General features: G+C 74.5%; 11 protein-coding genes. 9 read left to right on the top strand and 2 right to left on the bottom strand.

Annotated features, from left to right (window positions below):
* Nucleotides 1–31: 31 nt before the first annotated feature.
* The 9 genes from AB0N17_RS09495 to AB0N17_RS09455 all read left to right on the top strand — a co-directional run bounded on the left by AB0N17_RS09495 (nucleotide 32) and on the right by AB0N17_RS09455 (nucleotide 12825).
* Entirely contained in the window at nucleotides 32–559 is a 528-nt protein-coding gene (locus AB0N17_RS09495; RefSeq protein WP_366010596.1) for a flavin reductase family protein, read from the top strand.
* 50 nt (nucleotides 560–609) lie between these two features.
* Nucleotides 610–1284, top strand: coding sequence for an isochorismatase family protein (locus AB0N17_RS09490; protein WP_366010595.1), 675 nt, complete (start codon nucleotides 610–612; stop codon nucleotides 1282–1284).
* A 52-nt stretch (nucleotides 1285–1336) separates the two neighbouring features.
* Complete coding sequence (locus AB0N17_RS09485) at nucleotides 1337–2884, top strand: MFS transporter (RefSeq protein ID WP_366010594.1); 1548 nt, start codon at nucleotides 1337–1339, stop codon at nucleotides 2882–2884.
* A gap of 299 nt (nucleotides 2885–3183) precedes the next feature.
* Entirely contained in the window at nucleotides 3184–6063 is a 2880-nt protein-coding gene (locus tag AB0N17_RS09480) for an AAA family ATPase (protein WP_366010593.1), read from the top strand.
* 215 nt (nucleotides 6064–6278) lie between these two features.
* Complete coding sequence (gene dpgA / locus AB0N17_RS09475) at nucleotides 6279–7376, top strand: 3,5-dihydroxyphenylacetyl-CoA synthase DpgA (protein WP_366010676.1); 1098 nt, start codon at nucleotides 6279–6281, stop codon at nucleotides 7374–7376.
* A gap of 78 nt (nucleotides 7377–7454) precedes the next feature.
* Entirely contained in the window at nucleotides 7455–8156 is a 702-nt protein-coding gene (gene dpgB / locus AB0N17_RS09470) for an enoyl-CoA-hydratase DpgB (RefSeq protein WP_366010592.1), read from the top strand.
* Nucleotides 8157–8191: 35 nt separating this feature from the next.
* Complete coding sequence (gene dpgC, locus AB0N17_RS09465; RefSeq protein ID WP_366010591.1) at nucleotides 8192–9556, top strand: (3,5-dihydroxyphenyl)acetyl-CoA 1,2-dioxygenase DpgC; 1365 nt, start codon at nucleotides 8192–8194, stop codon at nucleotides 9554–9556.
* Complete coding sequence (locus AB0N17_RS09460; protein WP_366010590.1) at nucleotides 9553–11286, top strand: thiamine pyrophosphate-binding protein; 1734 nt, start codon at nucleotides 9553–9555, stop codon at nucleotides 11284–11286. The genes dpgC and AB0N17_RS09460 overlap by 4 nt, the downstream gene beginning before the upstream one ends.
* 78 nt (nucleotides 11287–11364) lie before the next feature.
* Nucleotides 11365–12825, top strand: a complete 1461-nt coding sequence (locus AB0N17_RS09455; RefSeq protein ID WP_366010589.1) for an aldehyde dehydrogenase family protein — start codon at nucleotides 11365–11367, stop codon at nucleotides 12823–12825.
* Between the two features lie 78 nt (nucleotides 12826–12903).
* Here the strand turns inward: AB0N17_RS09455 and AB0N17_RS09450 are convergent, their stop codons facing one another.
* A complete protein-coding gene (locus AB0N17_RS09450; protein ID WP_366010588.1) occupies nucleotides 12904–14208 on the bottom strand; it encodes an AMP-binding protein in 1305 nt (434 codons plus the stop codon).
* Nucleotides 14209–14275: 67 nt separating this feature from the next.
* On the bottom strand, nucleotides 14276–15532 hold the full coding sequence (locus AB0N17_RS09445) for a cation:proton antiporter (RefSeq protein ID WP_366010587.1): 1257 nt from the start codon (nucleotides 15530–15532) through the stop codon (nucleotides 14276–14278).
* Nucleotides 15533–15604: the final 72 nt, after the last annotated feature.

Here is a 15604-nt window from a genome sequence, read left to right as displayed (position 1 = left end):
TGTTGTCCGTGACCGACGTGAGTGAGGAACCATGTCGCACCAGCGGAACGAAGCCGATCTGCGTCGGCTGATGGCCGGATTTCCCACCGGCGTCTCCATCGTGACGGCCATGGCGCCGGACGGTGTGCCCTGGGGGATGACCTGTACGTCGCTGTGCAGCGTCGCCCTCGATCCGCCGACCCTGCTGGTCTGTCTGCGCGGGGGCAGCCCCACGCTGCGGGCGGTGCTGGACAGCGGGTCGCTCGCCGTCAACCTGCTGCACGAGCACGGCCGGTCCGCCGCCGAGATGTTCGGCTCCGGGGACCCGGACCGGTTCGAGCGGGTCGCGTGGACGCCCGCGCCCGGCGGCGGCCCGCACCTGGTGGAGGCGGCCCACACCATCGCCGACTGCACGGTCACCGACGAACAGCCCGTCGGCGACCACACGGTGGTGATGACGGAGGTCACGCTCGTCACCGCGCTCCGCTCCCCCGTGCCCCTGCTGTACGGCATGCGCCGCTACGGCGCCTGGGCCGAGGACGCGGACAACCGGCTGCTCTCCTACGACTTCATCTCCTGACCCGCCGTTCCGCGTTCCGCCCCGCACGGAAGGAAAAGGAAGCGGAAGGCATGGACATCTCCACGATCGCCGCGTACCCGATGCCCGGCCCGTGCGCGCCCGTCGAGAACCGGGTCGGCTGGATCCCCGACGCGCAGCGGGCCGTTCTGCTCGTCATGACCATGCAGCACTACTTCCTGCGGCCCTACCCGCGCGACGCCTCCCCCCGCACCGACCTGCTGGCCAACTCGGCGGCGCTGGTCCGGGCCTGCCGCGAGCTGCGCGTCCCGGTCGTGCACACCGTGCAGCCGGGCACCCAGGCCCCGGGCGAGCGCGGCCTGCTCACGGACTTCTGGGGCAAGGGCCTCGACGACGCCCTGGACGACGTGGCGATCGTCGACGAGGTCGCCCCGGACGCGAGCGGCGCCGTGCTGTCCACCTGGCGGTACAGCGCCTTTCACGGCACCGACCTGGAGCGGCGCCTGCGCTCGCTGGGCCGTGACCAGCTCGTCATCTGCGGCGTCTACGCGCACCTGGGCTGCACGACGACCGCGGTGGACGCCTTCAGCCGCAACGTCGAGGCGTTCCTCGCGGCCGACGCGGTCGCCGGCCTCAGCGCGCACCAGCACCGGGCGGCGCTCGACTGGGCGGCGTCCTGCTGCGCCGTCGTACGGCACACCCGGGAGCTGACCGGGGCGCTGCGGGCGTCCGCCGGCCGGCCGCCCACGCGGGACCCGGGGGCGTGACGGCAGCGGTTTCGCGCTCGACACGCGGGACCCCGCGGGCTACTATTTTTACATGTACAAAAACGCTTCGGGAGAGGAGCGCGCCGTCAGCTCCGGCGGTGTGCTCCTGACGGTCTCTGTCGCTCAACTCATGGTCTCGCTCGACGTTTCCGTGGTGAACGTCGCTCTGCCGTCCATCAAGTCGGCACTCGGATTCGACGATGCGGGACTCTCCTGGGTGGTCAACGCGTACACCCTCACCTTCGGCGGCCTGCTGCTGCTGGGCGGCCGGGCGGCCGACCGGTTCGGCCGCAAGCCCCTGCTGACCATCGGACTGGTGCTGTTCGGTCTCACCTCCCTGCTCGGCGGCCTGGCCCAGACCCCGGGCGAACTGATCGCCGCGCGCGCCGTCCAGGGCGTCGGCGCGGCCCTGATCGCGCCGGCCGCGCTCGCGGTGCTCACGACCAGCTTCCCCGCCGGCCCCCAGCGCGGCCGGGCACTCGGCGTGTACAGCGCGGTCACGGCGGGCGGCGCCGCCGTCGGCGTCGTGGTGGGCGGCCTGCTCACCGAATACGTCAACTGGCGCTGGGTCATGCTGGTGAACGTGCCGATGGCGCTGATCGGCGTCTGGCTGGCGAGCCGTCACGTGGCGGCGGCCGGCGCGGGAGACACCGCGCGCAAGCTGGACGTGGTCGGCGCGGTGCTGGCCACCGCGGGCACCTCGCTGCTGGTGTTCGCCCTGGTCAGGACCGATACCGAGCCGTGGGGTTCGGCGCAGACCATCGGCTCGCTCATCGCCGCGGCCGTGCTGCTGGTGGCCTTCTTCGGCTACGAGGGCACCGGGTCGAGGGAACCGCTGCTGCGGCTCGGCCTGCTCGCCAACCGGTCGGTGTCGGCGTCCAACATCTACATGATGATGGTCTCCGTCAACATCTTCACGTCCTTCTACTTCGCCTCCCTCTACCTCCAGCAGGTCCTCGGGATGAGCGCGCTCAAGGCGGGCCTGGCCTTCCTGCCGTTCTGTCTCGGCCTGGTCGCCGGATGCCTGTACGCGGTGCGGCTGATCGCCCGCTTCGGCGCCCGGAACCTGCTGATCGTGGGCGGGATCGTCGGCGCGCTCGGCATGATGTGGTTCAGCCGGATCAGCGCCGGCGGGTCGTTCGCCGTGGACGTCCTCGGCCCCATGCTGGTGACCAGCATCGGCGTCGGCCCGCTGCTCGTGCCGCTCGCCGGCGCCGCGACCGGCGGGGTGGCACCCAACGAGGCCGGCATGGCGTCGGGTCTGCTCAACTCCGCGCGCCAGCTGGGCGGCAGCATCGGTCTCGCGGCGATGAGCACCGTCGCCGCCACGGCCACGTCGCACGCGTCCGCGTCGGACTCGCCGGCCGAACGGCTCACCTCCGGCTACGGCATGGTGTTCGCGGTCAACAGCGCCCTGCTGGTGGTCGCCGTGCTCGTCGCGGTGTTCGTCCTGCCGCGCAGGGCGGCGGGCCCCGGCCCCGGTCCGGCCCCCGCGGGCGCCCCCGGCCGGCCGCAGGGCCGTACGGCCGCCCCCGCCGGGCCCCGGCCCGACCTGCTGAACGAGGAGGGTCCGCGGGCGGAGACCGGAGGACGCGGTTGACCTGTCAGCCCCGCAACGGGCCGGCCGCCACCGGCCCGCAGGGGAACCGGCCGGGCACCCTCACCCGCACCTGCGGCCCTCGACACCACCACCACGACCACGACCACACCCGCACCCGCACCCGCACCTGCGTCCTGCGGCGCACCCGCCCGAGCCGGTGCCCCGGTCCGGCGGCCGGAGAGAACATATAGCCATTCTTCAGATGATCTCCCCCAGACTGAGGCAGTCACGGACGTCTGGGGGAGTTTCCATGTGCACCGGGCGGCCGAGAGCGCAGGGGCCCGAGGAGGTGCACTCGCATGATGCTGGTGGAACGGGACCGACACCTCACGCAGTTGTCCGGCCTGCTGGAGGACTGTCTGCACGGGGCCGGAAGTGTCGTGGTCGTACGGGGGCCCGTGGCCGTCGGCAAGACGGAGCTGCTGCACACGTTCGCCGAGCGGGTGGCCGGTCCCCGGGTGCGGTTTCTGTCCGCCGCCGCGGCGCCGGCCGAGCAGCACCTTGCGCTGGGGCTCGTCGGCCAGCTGCTGCACGGCGCCGACCCCGGCTGCCCCGAGCGGGCCGAGGCCGCCCTCGGAGCCGGGGTCCGGGCGGACGGCCGGGCCGGGCCGCGCGTCCCGCAGGAGGTCGCCCGGGTCCTGCTCGACATGAGCGCCGACCAGCCGCTGCTGATCGGCGTGGACGACGTGTACCACGCGGACCCCGACTCGCTGCAGTGCCTGCTGTTCCTGGCCCGGCGGCTGCGCCGGTCGCGGATCATGCTGGTCCTCACCGACCAGGACCGCTCCGGTTCGGGCCGCCCCGGCCCGCACACCGAGCTGTCCCGCCACCCCTACGGTCACCAGATCAGGCTCGACCCGCTGACCTGCGACGGCGTCGCGGCGCTGCTGGCGCAGGAGTTGGACGCGCACGCGGCGCACAGCCTCGCCGCCGCCGCGGCGGCCGTCACCCGGGGCAACCCGTTGCTCGTACGCGCGCTGGCCGCGGACTGGGAGGCGGCGGCCCGGACCCCGGGCCGGGAGCCGCCGCGCGAGCTCGTGGTGCACCACCGCTTCGCCGAGCGCGTGGTCACCTGCCTGCACCGCCTCGAACCCGGCGCGCTGACGGTGGCGCGGGCGGTGGCCGTGCTCGGCGAGCCGTCCGGCGCGGACCCGGTGGCCCGGCTGAGCGGGCTCGGCCGGGTGGAGACCGGCGCGCTGCTGGAACTGCTCGACGAGGCGGGCGTCCTGACGCGCGGACGGTACCGGCATCCGGTCGCGCGGGCCGCGGTGCTGCGGGACCTGGCCGCCCGCGAGCGCGTCGACTGGCACCGGCGCGCCGCCCGGCTGCTGCACGCCGACGGCGGCCGCCCCACCGCGATCGCGGACCATCTCCTGGCCGCCGGATCGGCCGACGAGCCGTGGGCGTCGGCGGTGCTGCAGGAGTCCGCCGCCAGCGCGACCGCCGGGGGTGAGCTGGACTTCGCGCTGGACTGCCTGGAGCTGGCCCACACCCTCGCCGACGACGAGCAGGAGCGGGCGATGAGCCGGGCGGTGCTCGCCGAGGCCGAGTGGCGGATCGACCCCGCCCGCGCCGTCCGCCACCTGGGTCAGCTCACCGACGCGGGGCAGCGGGGCCTGCTGCCGGGCCGTCACGCGCTCGCCACGCTCGAATACCTCCTCTGGCACGGCCGCCCGGACGAGGCGGCCACCGCGCTGACCCGCATCGCCGCGGCACACGACGCCTGCGACGCACCGGCCGGGGACACGGGGGCCGGCGCCGGCCTCGATGCCGGTGCCGGTCCGGGTTCCGGTGCCGGTCCGGGTACCGGTGGCGGTCCCGGTTCCGGTGCCGACCCGGTGGCGCTGGGGCTCCCCGCCTTCGTCGGCCCCGCCGAACTGGACGACGTACGCGCCTGTCTGGAGCTGTGCTACCCGGGCCGGCGGCGGTCTGCGGACACCGGCGCGGGTGCCGTCGGTCCTTCGCTCGTGCGGGCCGCGCTGGACGCCGTACGCGGGGTGGGCGGTGCCGTGGGGGAACACGTCTGGCAGGGGCTGCGCCCCCGGGTGCCGCTGTCCCGGCTGGCGCTGGGGCTGCTGGCGCTCGCCCGGCCCGAGCGGCTGCTGCGGGACGCGCCGTGGTGTCTGCCGCTGCTGGAGGACGCGGCCGGCTCCGACGAGCCGCACTGGCCGGGCCTGCTGACCGCGGCCCGCGCCGACGCCGCGCTGCTGCGCGGTGATCTGCCGGCCGCCGCCGGCCTCGCCTCCGCCGCGCTGAGCGAGCACTCCCGGTCGAGCTGGGGCGTCCTGATCGGGGCTCCGCTGGCCTGCCTGCTCACGGTCGCGGTGGAGACGGGCCGCTTCGAGGAGGCGGCGGCGCAGCTGGCGATGCCGGTGCCGGGCGCGCTGCTCCAGACCCCGTTCGGGCTGCGGTACCTGCTCGCCCGGGGCCACTACCACCTGGCGGTCGACCGGCCCTACGCGGCGCTGAGCGACTTCCAGACCTGCGGTCAGCTGCTGCGGGAGTGGGCCGACGACGGCCCCTGGCAGCTGCCCTGGCGGATCGACGCGGCGCAGGCCCTGCTGCGCCTGGGCCGCCGTGCCGAGGCCCACACGCTCCTCGGCGAACAGCTCGACGGGCCGGCCGCGGACGATCCGGTGACGCTGGGCCGGGCCCTGCGGCAGCTGGCCGCGGCCGTGGAGCCGCACGAGCGGCCGGCGCTGCTCGGCGACGCGGTGGAGGCGCTGCAGACGGGCGGTGACCGGCTCGAACTCGCCCACGCCCTCGCGGACCTGGCCCTCGCCCACCACGCGGTCGGTGACTCCCGGCGGGCCAGGCCCGCCCTGCGCCGGGCCTGGCGGGCGGCCCGGGAGTGCCATGCGGACCGGCTCGTGAAGAGCCTGCTGCCCGGGCTGCCGGACCGGGGCCCGGGCCCGGCCGGCGGTGGCCCGGCCGCGCTCGACGAGGAGCGCGCGGCGGACCTCAGCGCGGCCGAGTACCGGGTGGGCAGTCTCGCCGCGCAGGGACACAGCAACCGGCAGATAGCCCAGCGGCTGTGCATCACGGTCAGCACCGTGGAACAGCATCTGACCCAGGTGTACCGGAAACTCGGGGTGCGCAGCCGCACCGATCTCCCGGTCTTCCTGCAAGTCGACGACACACGCACCATAATGCTTCCCGACCCGGCGACGACCCCCTGATTTCCACCCCCTATTCCCCCTACCGATTGCGGTGAGCGCACTCACAGCGGTCGGGGATGCCGTCCGCCGCAATCGCTGAACTAGATTGCTGTCACGGCAATTTCCGCCGGCTCGGCGGACTGTTTTCTCCCGAACTCCCATGAACTCCTGTCCATCGGCGTGGCATTTCGCCGGAGAGTACCAAGGGGCGGTCAGAGATGATCCTGGACGAAGAGATGACACGGCCGGACACCGCCGGCCGGACGGACGGCCCGTGGGCCGCCGGCCGGCGCGGGCCGGCCATTCTGGGCGTGGGTACCGCGAACCCGGAGGACTCCTACTCGCAAGCCGACCTCCTCGACATGTACGCGATCGAGGACCACCGGATCCGGTCGGTGTTCCTCAACAGCGCGATCGACCGCCGGTTCCTGACCGTGCCGCCGCCGGGCGCGGACGGCCGGCCCCGGCCGGAGACACAGGGCGAGCTGCTCGCCAAGCACAAGGCGCGCGGCACCGAACTGGGCGCTCGTGCGCTGCAGTCGTGCCTGAAGCGGATCGACGCGGCGGTCAGCGACATCGACTACCTGGTGTGCGTGTCGTCGACCGGCCTGCTCACCCCCGGCTTCAGCGCGCTGCTCATCCGTGAGCTGGGCATTCCCACCAGCTGCAGCCGGCTGGACATCGTGGGCATGGGCTGCAACGCGGGGCTGAACGCCCTCAACGCGACCACCGGCTGGGCGACGGCCAACCCCGGCAGGCTGGCGCTGATGGTCTGCGTCGAGGTCTGCTCCGCGGCGTACGTCTTCGACGGGACCATGCGCACGTCCGTCGTCAACAGCCTGTTCGGTGACGGCGCCGCCGCCGTCGCCGTGGCACACGGCACGGAGCGGCCCGGCCCGCAGGTGCTGAAGTACGCGAGCCGCATCGTGCCGGACGCCGTCGACGCGATGCGCTACGACTGGGACGACGAGCAGGGCAAGTTCAGCTTCTTCCTCGACCGTGACGTGCCCTACGTGGTGGGCGCACACGCCGAGGAGGTCATCGGCGACCTCCTGTCAGAAACGGGCGTGCGGCGCAGCGAGATCGCCCACTGGCTGATCCATTCCGGCGGGAAGAAGGTCATCGACTCGGTGGGGGTCAATCTCGGTCTCACCGGGTACGACGTGCGGCACACGACGAGTGTGCTGCGCGACTTCGGAAATCTCTCCAGCGGCTCCTTCCTCTTCTCCTACGAACGTCTGCTGGAGGAAGGCGTGGTGCGTCCGGGCGATTACGGCGTCCTCATGACGATGGGCCCGGGTTCGACCCTGGAAACGGCGCTCGTGCGCTACTGAGTCACCCTCCGTACCGCCCCTGCAATACGCACCGAATTCCCCATGTGCTCTTGAAGAATCGACGAACAGGACCCGGACATGGCTTCCTCGGACCTCGCGCAGGACCTCTCCCCCGACACCGCTCTCGACCTGGACTGCACGCGCCCGCTCGACGCCGGGCTGGTCGCCGACGTGAACGCGCTCTGCGAACGGCTGGAGGACGCCGAGGGGCGGCTGGTCGGCGTGATCCGGCTGCACGGCGCCCACGCGGCCCGTGACTGGCCCGGCCGGGTCGGCATCGACCTGGTGAGCCGCTGGGAGAAGGCCCTGCGCCGGCTGGAGCGGACCCGCGCCCCCCGGATCGTCACGGCCGAGGGCGTGTGCAGCGGCCCGGGCCTGGAGGTGCTCCTCACCGGTGACCACCGCATCGGCACCCCGGATCTGCGCATCGAGGTGCCGGTGAACGACGGCGGAGTCTGGGCGGGCATGGCGGTGCACCGGCTCACCCACCAGCTCGGCGGTGTCCACACCCGTCGGCTCGTCCTGTTCGGCGCCGAGGTGACGGCGCGCCGGGCGCTGGTGATCGGACTGATCGACCAGGTCACCGCCGATCCCGGGGCCGCCGCAGGGAAGCTCGCCGAGCGGCTCGACGGCCTGGAGCCGACGGAGCTCGCCATCCGCCGGCAGCTCGTGCACGACGCCGGGGCGACCGCCTTCGAGGACGCGCTCGGCCGTCATCTCGCCGCCTGTGACCGGTCGTTGCGCCGCACCCGCGGCGAGTTCGCGGACACCGTCCGATGACGGGCACCACCACCGTCCCCGAAGGAGGACCGACGATGACCGTCCGCACGCAGGACGCCGCCCAGCCGTGGCACACCCACACCCCGCTCTTCACCGGCTCGCTGCTCGCCGACGCGGGCGCCCTGATGGCGTACACCACGGGGGCGGAGAAACTGCTGGCGGACCTCCCGGTCAAGCCCGAGCGCAGCCCCGACCAGCAGCAGCTCGCCCAGGAGGTGACCGGTGAGCAGCGGCGGGTGCGCAGCGCGTTCCTGCGGCTGCACGCCGAGCGGGTCTACGAGGAGCTGACCGGCGGGCTGTGCGAGCAACGCGGCCTGTCGGAGCTGGTGTTCGCCGCCGCCGAGGCCTTCCCGGGCCTCACTCCGACCGAGTCGCAGATGGCGGCGGAGCGCGAACTCGCCCAGGCCGACAAGGACGGCCGGGAGATCGACCAGGGCATCTTCTTCCACGAGCTGCTGCGCGCCCCGCAGGCCGGCCCGCACCTGCTGGAGGCGATGCTGCGGCCCACGGCCCGCGCCCGTTCCCTGGCCGGCGAGTTCGCCCGTACCGGCACCCTGGAGCTGGGCACGGTCCGGCTGGAGCGGACCGGGCGGACGGCCCATCTGACGCTGTGCAACGGGCGGTTCCTGAACGCCGAGGACAACCGGCTCGTCGACGACCTGGAGACGGCCGTCGACCTCGCGCTGCTCGACGAACAGGTGCGCGTCGGGGTGCTGCGCGGCGGCAAGATGACCCATCCGCGCTACCAGGGGCGCCGGGTGTTCTGCGCCGGGATCAACCTGGTCGACCTGCACCAGGGCCGGATCTCGTACGTGGACTTCCTGCTGCGCCGCGAACTGGGCTACATCCGCAAGCTGATCCGGGGCGCGCGCGTGGACGACGGATGGCCCCGTCCCCTGGTGGAGAAGCCGTGGGTCGCCGCGGTGGACACGTTCGCCATCGGCGGCGGCATGCAGTTGCTGTTCGCCGTGGACCACGTCGTCGCCGCCGCCGACTCCTACCTCAGCCTGCCGGCCGCCCAGGAGGGCATCGTGCCCGGCATGGCGAACCTGCGGCTGACCAGTCTCGCGGGCGCGCGGCTTTCCCGTCAGGTCATTCTGTCCGGCCGCAAGCTGTGGGCGCACGAGCCCGAGACCGGGCTGATCTGCGACGAGATCGTCGACCCGAACATGATGGACGCCGCCGTCGAGGCGGCGGCGACGCGGCTCGCCTCCCCGGCCGTGGTGGCCAACCGCCACATGATCAACCTGGCGGAGGAGCCGCCGGAGCACTTTCGCGCGTACGCCGCCGAGTTCGCGATGGAGCAGGCGCTGCGGCTGTACAGCCCGGACGTCATCGACAAGGTCAGCCGGTTCAGCGCGGGGGCGTCGGTGGCCCGGCGGACGGGAGAGCCGTCGTGAGGCCGGTCGAGGCGATGCTGGAGATCCTGCGCGACGAAGGCGTCACGAAGGTCTTCGGCAACCCCGGCACCACCGAGCTGCCCTTCGTGGAGGCGGTCGCCCGGGAGCCCGGCATGGCGTACGTGCTCGGGGTGCAGGAGGCGTCGGTGGTGGCGATGGCCGACGGTTACGCGCGCGCCACCGGGCGTCCCGCCTTCGTGAGCCTGCACGTGGCCGCGGGGCTGGCCAACGGCCTCGTCGGCCTGCTCAACGCGAGCCGGTCACGGACGCCCCTGGTGGTCACCGCGGGCCAGCAGGACCGCCGGCACCTGGCGCAGGACCCGATGCTCTCGGGCGACCTCGTCGGGCTCGCGCGGGCGGCGGTGAAGCACACCTTCGACGTCCAGCACGCGCACGATCTGCCGGGCATGCTGCGCCGGGCGTTCGCCCTGGCCGTGCAGCCGCCGGCGGGCCCGGTGTTCCTGTCGATACCCATGGACCTGCTGGACGAGGAGACCCCGCTCGGCCCGCCCCCGCCGAAGTCCGTGGTGTACGGGGCGGGCCCGGCGGCCGGCTGGCCCGAGGCCGCGGAGCGGCTGGCCGCGGCGCGCCGCCCGGCGATCGTGGCCGGGGACGGGGTGGGCCGGGAGGGGGGCGTGGCGGAGCTGGTCGCGGTCGCGGAGGCGACCGGGGCGACGGTCTTCCACCAGCCGATGCACGACGGCGTCGACTTCCCCACCGTCCATCCGCTGTACGCGGGCATGCTCGACGCCCGCTACTCGGCGATCCGCGCCGCCCTCGACGGGCACGACGTGGTGCTCATCGCGGGCACCCACGCGTTCATGGCCCACCACTACGAGCCCGGGTCGCCGATCCCCGAGGGCACCGAGGTGCTCCAGCTGGACAGCGACCCCGGCGAGCCGGGACGCACGTTCCCCGTGGCGGTGGGGCTGGTCGGCGGGGTGCGGACCACGCTGGACGCGCTGGCGACCCAGCTCGCCGGGAAGGTGCCTCAGGCCGCGGACCGGATCGCGGAGGCGGGCCGCCGGCACGAGGCCGCGCGCACCGAGGTCCGGCAGCGGGCGCTGGCCGCTCACGGCGCCGCCCCGATGGATCCGCTGGCCGCCGTGCACGCCGTGGTGGCCGGGCTGCCCGAGCACGCCGTCGTCGTGGAGGAGGCGATCACCAGCGGGCTGCTGCTGCGTCAGGTGCTGCCGCTGCGGCGGCCCCGCTCCTACGTGCACACCGTGGGCGGCGGTCTCGGGCACGGCATCGGCGCGGCCGTCGGCTCCCGGCTGGGCGATCCGAGCCGCCCGGTGGTCGCCGTACTCGGCGACGGCTGCACGCTGTTCGGGCTGCAGGGGCTGTGGAGCGCGGCGCACTACGGGGTGCCGGTCACGTTCGTCGTGATGAACAACGGCGAGTACCGGACGCTGAAGGAGACGGTCGTACGGCGGCACCGGCACCGGACCGGCGGCGGGGGCGCGCTGCGCCTCACCCCGCCCCGGATCGACCTCACGCCCGCCGCGGCGCTGCTGGGCGTTCCGACGGGGCCCGCCGCGGCGGCCGCGGGCGCGCTGGATCTCACGCCGCCCGACCTGGACTTCACCCGGGTCGCCGCGTTCTTCGGCATCACCGCGGTGCGTGCCGCGACGGCCGGCGAGCTGACCGAGGAGGTCGCCCGGGCGGCGGCGGGCACCCGGCCGGTCCTCATCGACGTGCCCGTGACGGGCCATGCCGACGGCGGCTGACGGGACACCGCCCGCGCACACCGGCACCACCAGGACACCAGCAGGACACCGCAGGGCGACGACAGGGAGGAAGAAGGCATGACCAGTCTGCTCGACGCGGGCACGCTCACCGGAGCACCGCCCGACGGCGACGGCGGCACCGGCGGCCGGACCGTCGACGTCCTCGAACCCGCCACGGGAAAGACGCTCGCCACGGTCGCGGTCGCCGACGCAGCGGCCGTCGCCCGGGCCGTGGCGGGAGCCGCGCGGGCCCAGCCGGGCTGGGCCGGCACGGCCGCCGCCGGACGGGCCGCCGTACTGCGCCGGGCGGCGACGGCCCTGGAGGAGCACCGGGCCGAGGTGGCCGAGTGGCTGGTGCGCGAGGGCGGAGCCGTACCGGCGAAGGCGGACGGCGAGATCGCGGACGCGGTGGAGGAGCTGTTCCAGGCGTCCGCGCTGCCCACGCAGCCGCACGGCCAGGTGCTGCCGTCGGAGCCGGACCGCTCGAGCGTGGCCCGCCGGGTGCCGCTGGGCGTGGTGGGCGTGATCAGCCCGTGGAACGTGCCGCTGCTGCTGGCGCTGCGGTCGGTGGCGCCCGCGCTGGCGCTCGGCAACGCGGTGGTCCTCAAGCCGGACGTACGGACGCCCGTGTCGGGGGGCCTGGTCGTCGCGCGGATCTTCGCGGAGGCCGGGCTGCCGCCGGGCGTGCTGCGGGTGGTGCCGGGCGACGCGGAGGCGGGGCGGGCGCTGACCGCCGATCCGGCCGTGGCGATGGTGTCGTTCACCGGGTCCACCGCCGTCGGCCGGGAGGTCGGCGAGGTCGCCGGGCGCGGCCTGAAGCGGGTGTCGCTGGAGCTGGGCGGCAACAACCCGCTGATCGTGCTCGACGACGCGGACCTGGAGTCCGCGGCGGCGGCAGGGGCGTTCGCGTCCTTCGTCCACCAAGGGCAGATCTGCATGGCGGCCGGGCGGCACATCGTGCACGCGTCGGTCGCGCGGGAGTACACGCGCCTGCTGACCGAGCGGGCCCGGCGGCTCACCGCCGGCAACCCGTGGACGGACCCGGTGGACCTCGGTCCGATGATCGACGCGGCGCAGCTGGAGCGCGTCCACCGGATCGTGGCCGACAGCGTCGCCGCGGGAGCCGGGCTGGCCTGCGGCGGGGAACCGGACGGGCCGTTCTATCCGGCGACCGTGCTCTCCGGCGTGACACCTGCGATGCCCGCCTTCACCGAGGAGATCTTCGGCCCGGTCGCGCCGGTCGTCGTGGTCCGGGACGACGAGGAGGCGGTGGCCGTCGCGAACGACACCGCCTACGGACTGTCGGCGGCGGTGCGCACCGGGTCCCTGGAGCGGGGGATGCTGCTGGCCGACCGGCTGCGGGCGGGGATGATCCACGTCAACGACCAGACGGTCAACCACCAGGCGGTCGTGCCGTTCGGCGGCTTCGGCGGCTCGGGCAACGGCAGCCGGCACGGCGCCCAGTACGGCTGGGACTCGTACACCCAGTGGCAGTGGATCACGGCCCGCGGCACCGCGCCGGCGGGGCGCCGGGAGTGACGGCGGCGCACGGGCGGAACCGAGCCCCGCTTCCCGGTGTCCGGGGGCGGGGCTCAAGGCTGTGACCGGGGAGGGAGGTCAGGACGTGACGAGACGGCCGGGCCGGACCGGTTCCGCTGCGGCCAGGGGAGTACGGCCCAGGATCTCCAGGAGACCGTCCGGGCTCCAGCGGCCGCCGTACCCGGAGCTCAGGAAGGGGCCGCCGCCACCGGCCTGCCAGGTGTCGCCGAGCACGTCGAACGGCAGGTTCCGCCCCCGTGCGCACACCTCCCCCACCTCGCCGGGCCGCCGGATCTCCCCCACCTCGCCGGGCCGCCGGATCTCCCCCAGCACGCCCCGCAGGCTCAGCCGCACGCCCGGTGCCGGGGTGAGGAGCGTGCCCGGGTCCGCGGGCGCGTCCCCGTCGGAGAGATGCGTGCTCACCGCCCACGGCAGCACGCTCCCGGCGGGCGCGAACTCCGCGCGCAGTGCGGTGGCCGGCAGCAGCTCGGTGTGCCGGGTCAGGAGAGCGGGCGGGCACGGCGCTCCGACGAGCAGCACCGTGCGGGGCCGGGGTCCCGGGGGTGCCGTCGCGAGGACGTCGAGGACGCCGGCGTACGCGCCCGTCTCGCACACCAGCACGCCGGGCCCCGGAACGGCGGCCGGGTCCGGCTGGACGTGCAGGGTGCCCGCGGAGCCGAGGACCCACCAGAGCGCGGACAGCGCGGCCGGTCCGGTGGGGCGTTCGACGACCGTGACGAGGGGGCCGCAGGGGCCGGTCCGGGCGGAGCGGGCGGCCATCGCGAGGTACCAGGCCCGGTGGTCGACGAGGTGGGCCGCGGGGCGGGCGCCGTCCTCGGGGGCGGGCAGCAGATAGGCGGGCTCGGTGGGCGCGGAGCGGGGCAGCGAGCGGTCCACCGGCCAGGCGGCGATCTGCCTCCACGCCTGCGGGTCGTCCAGCGCCAGCGGGCGTGGGCCGCCGTCGCCGGCCCACGCCCGCTGCGTGGCGAGGCCGCACAGCACCACGTCGGCGCCGCTGACGGAGGCGGCCTCCCGGAGCCGGTCGGCCGGCGCGTCGGCGTGCACCGGAACGCACACGCCTCCGGCCTTCAGGACCGCCAACTGGGCCACCAGGGCGTGCCGGTGGTCCGCGCAGTGCACGAGGACGGGGTCGCCGAGCTGGACGCCGGTGCGCAGCAGGGCCGTGCCGAGCCGGGTGGACAGGTCGTCGGCGGTGCCGTACGCGAGGGTGTGCGGGCCTTCCCGGACGAGCACGGCCCGGGGCCGGCGCCGCGCCGCACGGCTGAACAGCCCGTCGAGCGTCCGAGCCGCCGCACCCGCCGCGTCGTTCCGGCATCGGAGCGGGGCGGGACGGCCGGGGGTGCGAAGGTCGACCGGGGACATCGCGGTGCTCCTTCTGAGACGAGGCAGGTGGGACGCCGGGACCGGAAGGGGGACGTCCCCGGCCCGGCTACGGCTGCCGGGCGGTGGAGGCGACCGGTTCGCGTGGGGCCGGGTCCGGGACGATGACCGGCTTCGCGTACGTGCGGATCAGGAGGGGGCCCGTCATCGCCGTGGTGACCAGGGCCATGACCACCAGCAGGGAGTACAGGTCGCCGTCGAGGAGCCCGGACTGCAGGCCCACGCCGAGGATGACCAGTTCGGTCAGGCCGCGGGTGTTCATCAGGGCGGCGAGTGCCGCGGACGGGCGGCCCGGCAGTCCGGTGAGCCGCGCGGCGAGGTACGTGCCGCCGAACTTGCCCGCCACCGCGACCACCATGACGGCGCCCAGCTCGGCGGTCTGCGCCCAGCCGAACCCGCGCAGGTCCACCTTCAGGCCCGCCACCACGAAGTACACGGGCAGCAGGACCGACGTCACGGTCCGCGTGTGCTGCATCAGATCACCGCGCAGCCGCTCCGACCTGTCGTTGGGCACGATCACCCCGAACAGGAAGGCGCCGAAGATGTAGTGCATGCCCATGGCCTCGGTCGCGGCGCCGCACAGCAGCGCCCCGATCAGCATCTGCGCCGACCACCACGGTGTGCGCGCGGCGCTTCCGTCGCCGCGCCGCAGCCGCATCTTCAGCCACGGTCGTACCGCGAACACGAGCGCCAGGGCGAACGGCACCATCAGCGCCACCCGCCACGCCCCGCCCCCGGCGCCGAGGGACGCCTGCACGCCGGCCAGCGCCGTCCAGGCGACGATGTCGACGATCGCGGCGGTGGCCAGGGCGAGGCCGCCGAGCGGGGTCTTCGCCAGCTTCCGGTCGGTGAGGATCCGGGCCAGGACGGGGAAGGCGGTGACCGAGACGGCGAGCCCGATGAAGACCACGAACGCGGCCTTCTTGTCCGGGTCGTGACGGGTCAGCAGGAAGTAGCCGAGCCCGATGCCCAGCAGGAACGGCACCGCCGTGGAGCCCAGTCCGGCCGCCGCCGCGATCCGGCCCCGGCCGCGCAGCACCTGCCGTTCGATCTCCAGCCCGACGCCGAACATGAACAGCGCCACGCCGACGTTCGCCAGCGCGCCCAGCAGGGGCTGTATGTCCGCCGGGAACAGCGCCCTGGAGACCTTCCCGTCCAGCAGGGTCGGCCCGAGGAGCACGCCGGCGAGGATCTCGCCCACCACGGGCGGCTGACCGATCTTCGTCGCGAGGTGGCCGAGGCCCTGGGCGAGAACGAGGATCAAGGCCAGGTCGAAGAGGAAAAGGGCTACCTGATGGCTGGTCATACCTGATCTGCTCCGCTTCCTGTGCGCGGGAGGGGCGGGCGGCACCGCGACGCGGCCGGGCCCGTGCCCGAC

Source organism: Streptomyces sp. NPDC051133 (assembly GCF_040682635.1).
In the GTDB taxonomy this organism is placed as follows: Bacteria; Actinomycetota; Actinomycetes; order Streptomycetales; family Streptomycetaceae; genus Streptomyces.
The sequence above is the reverse complement of the archived record's forward strand: the minus strand, read 5'-3'. Positions and strand labels throughout refer to the sequence as shown.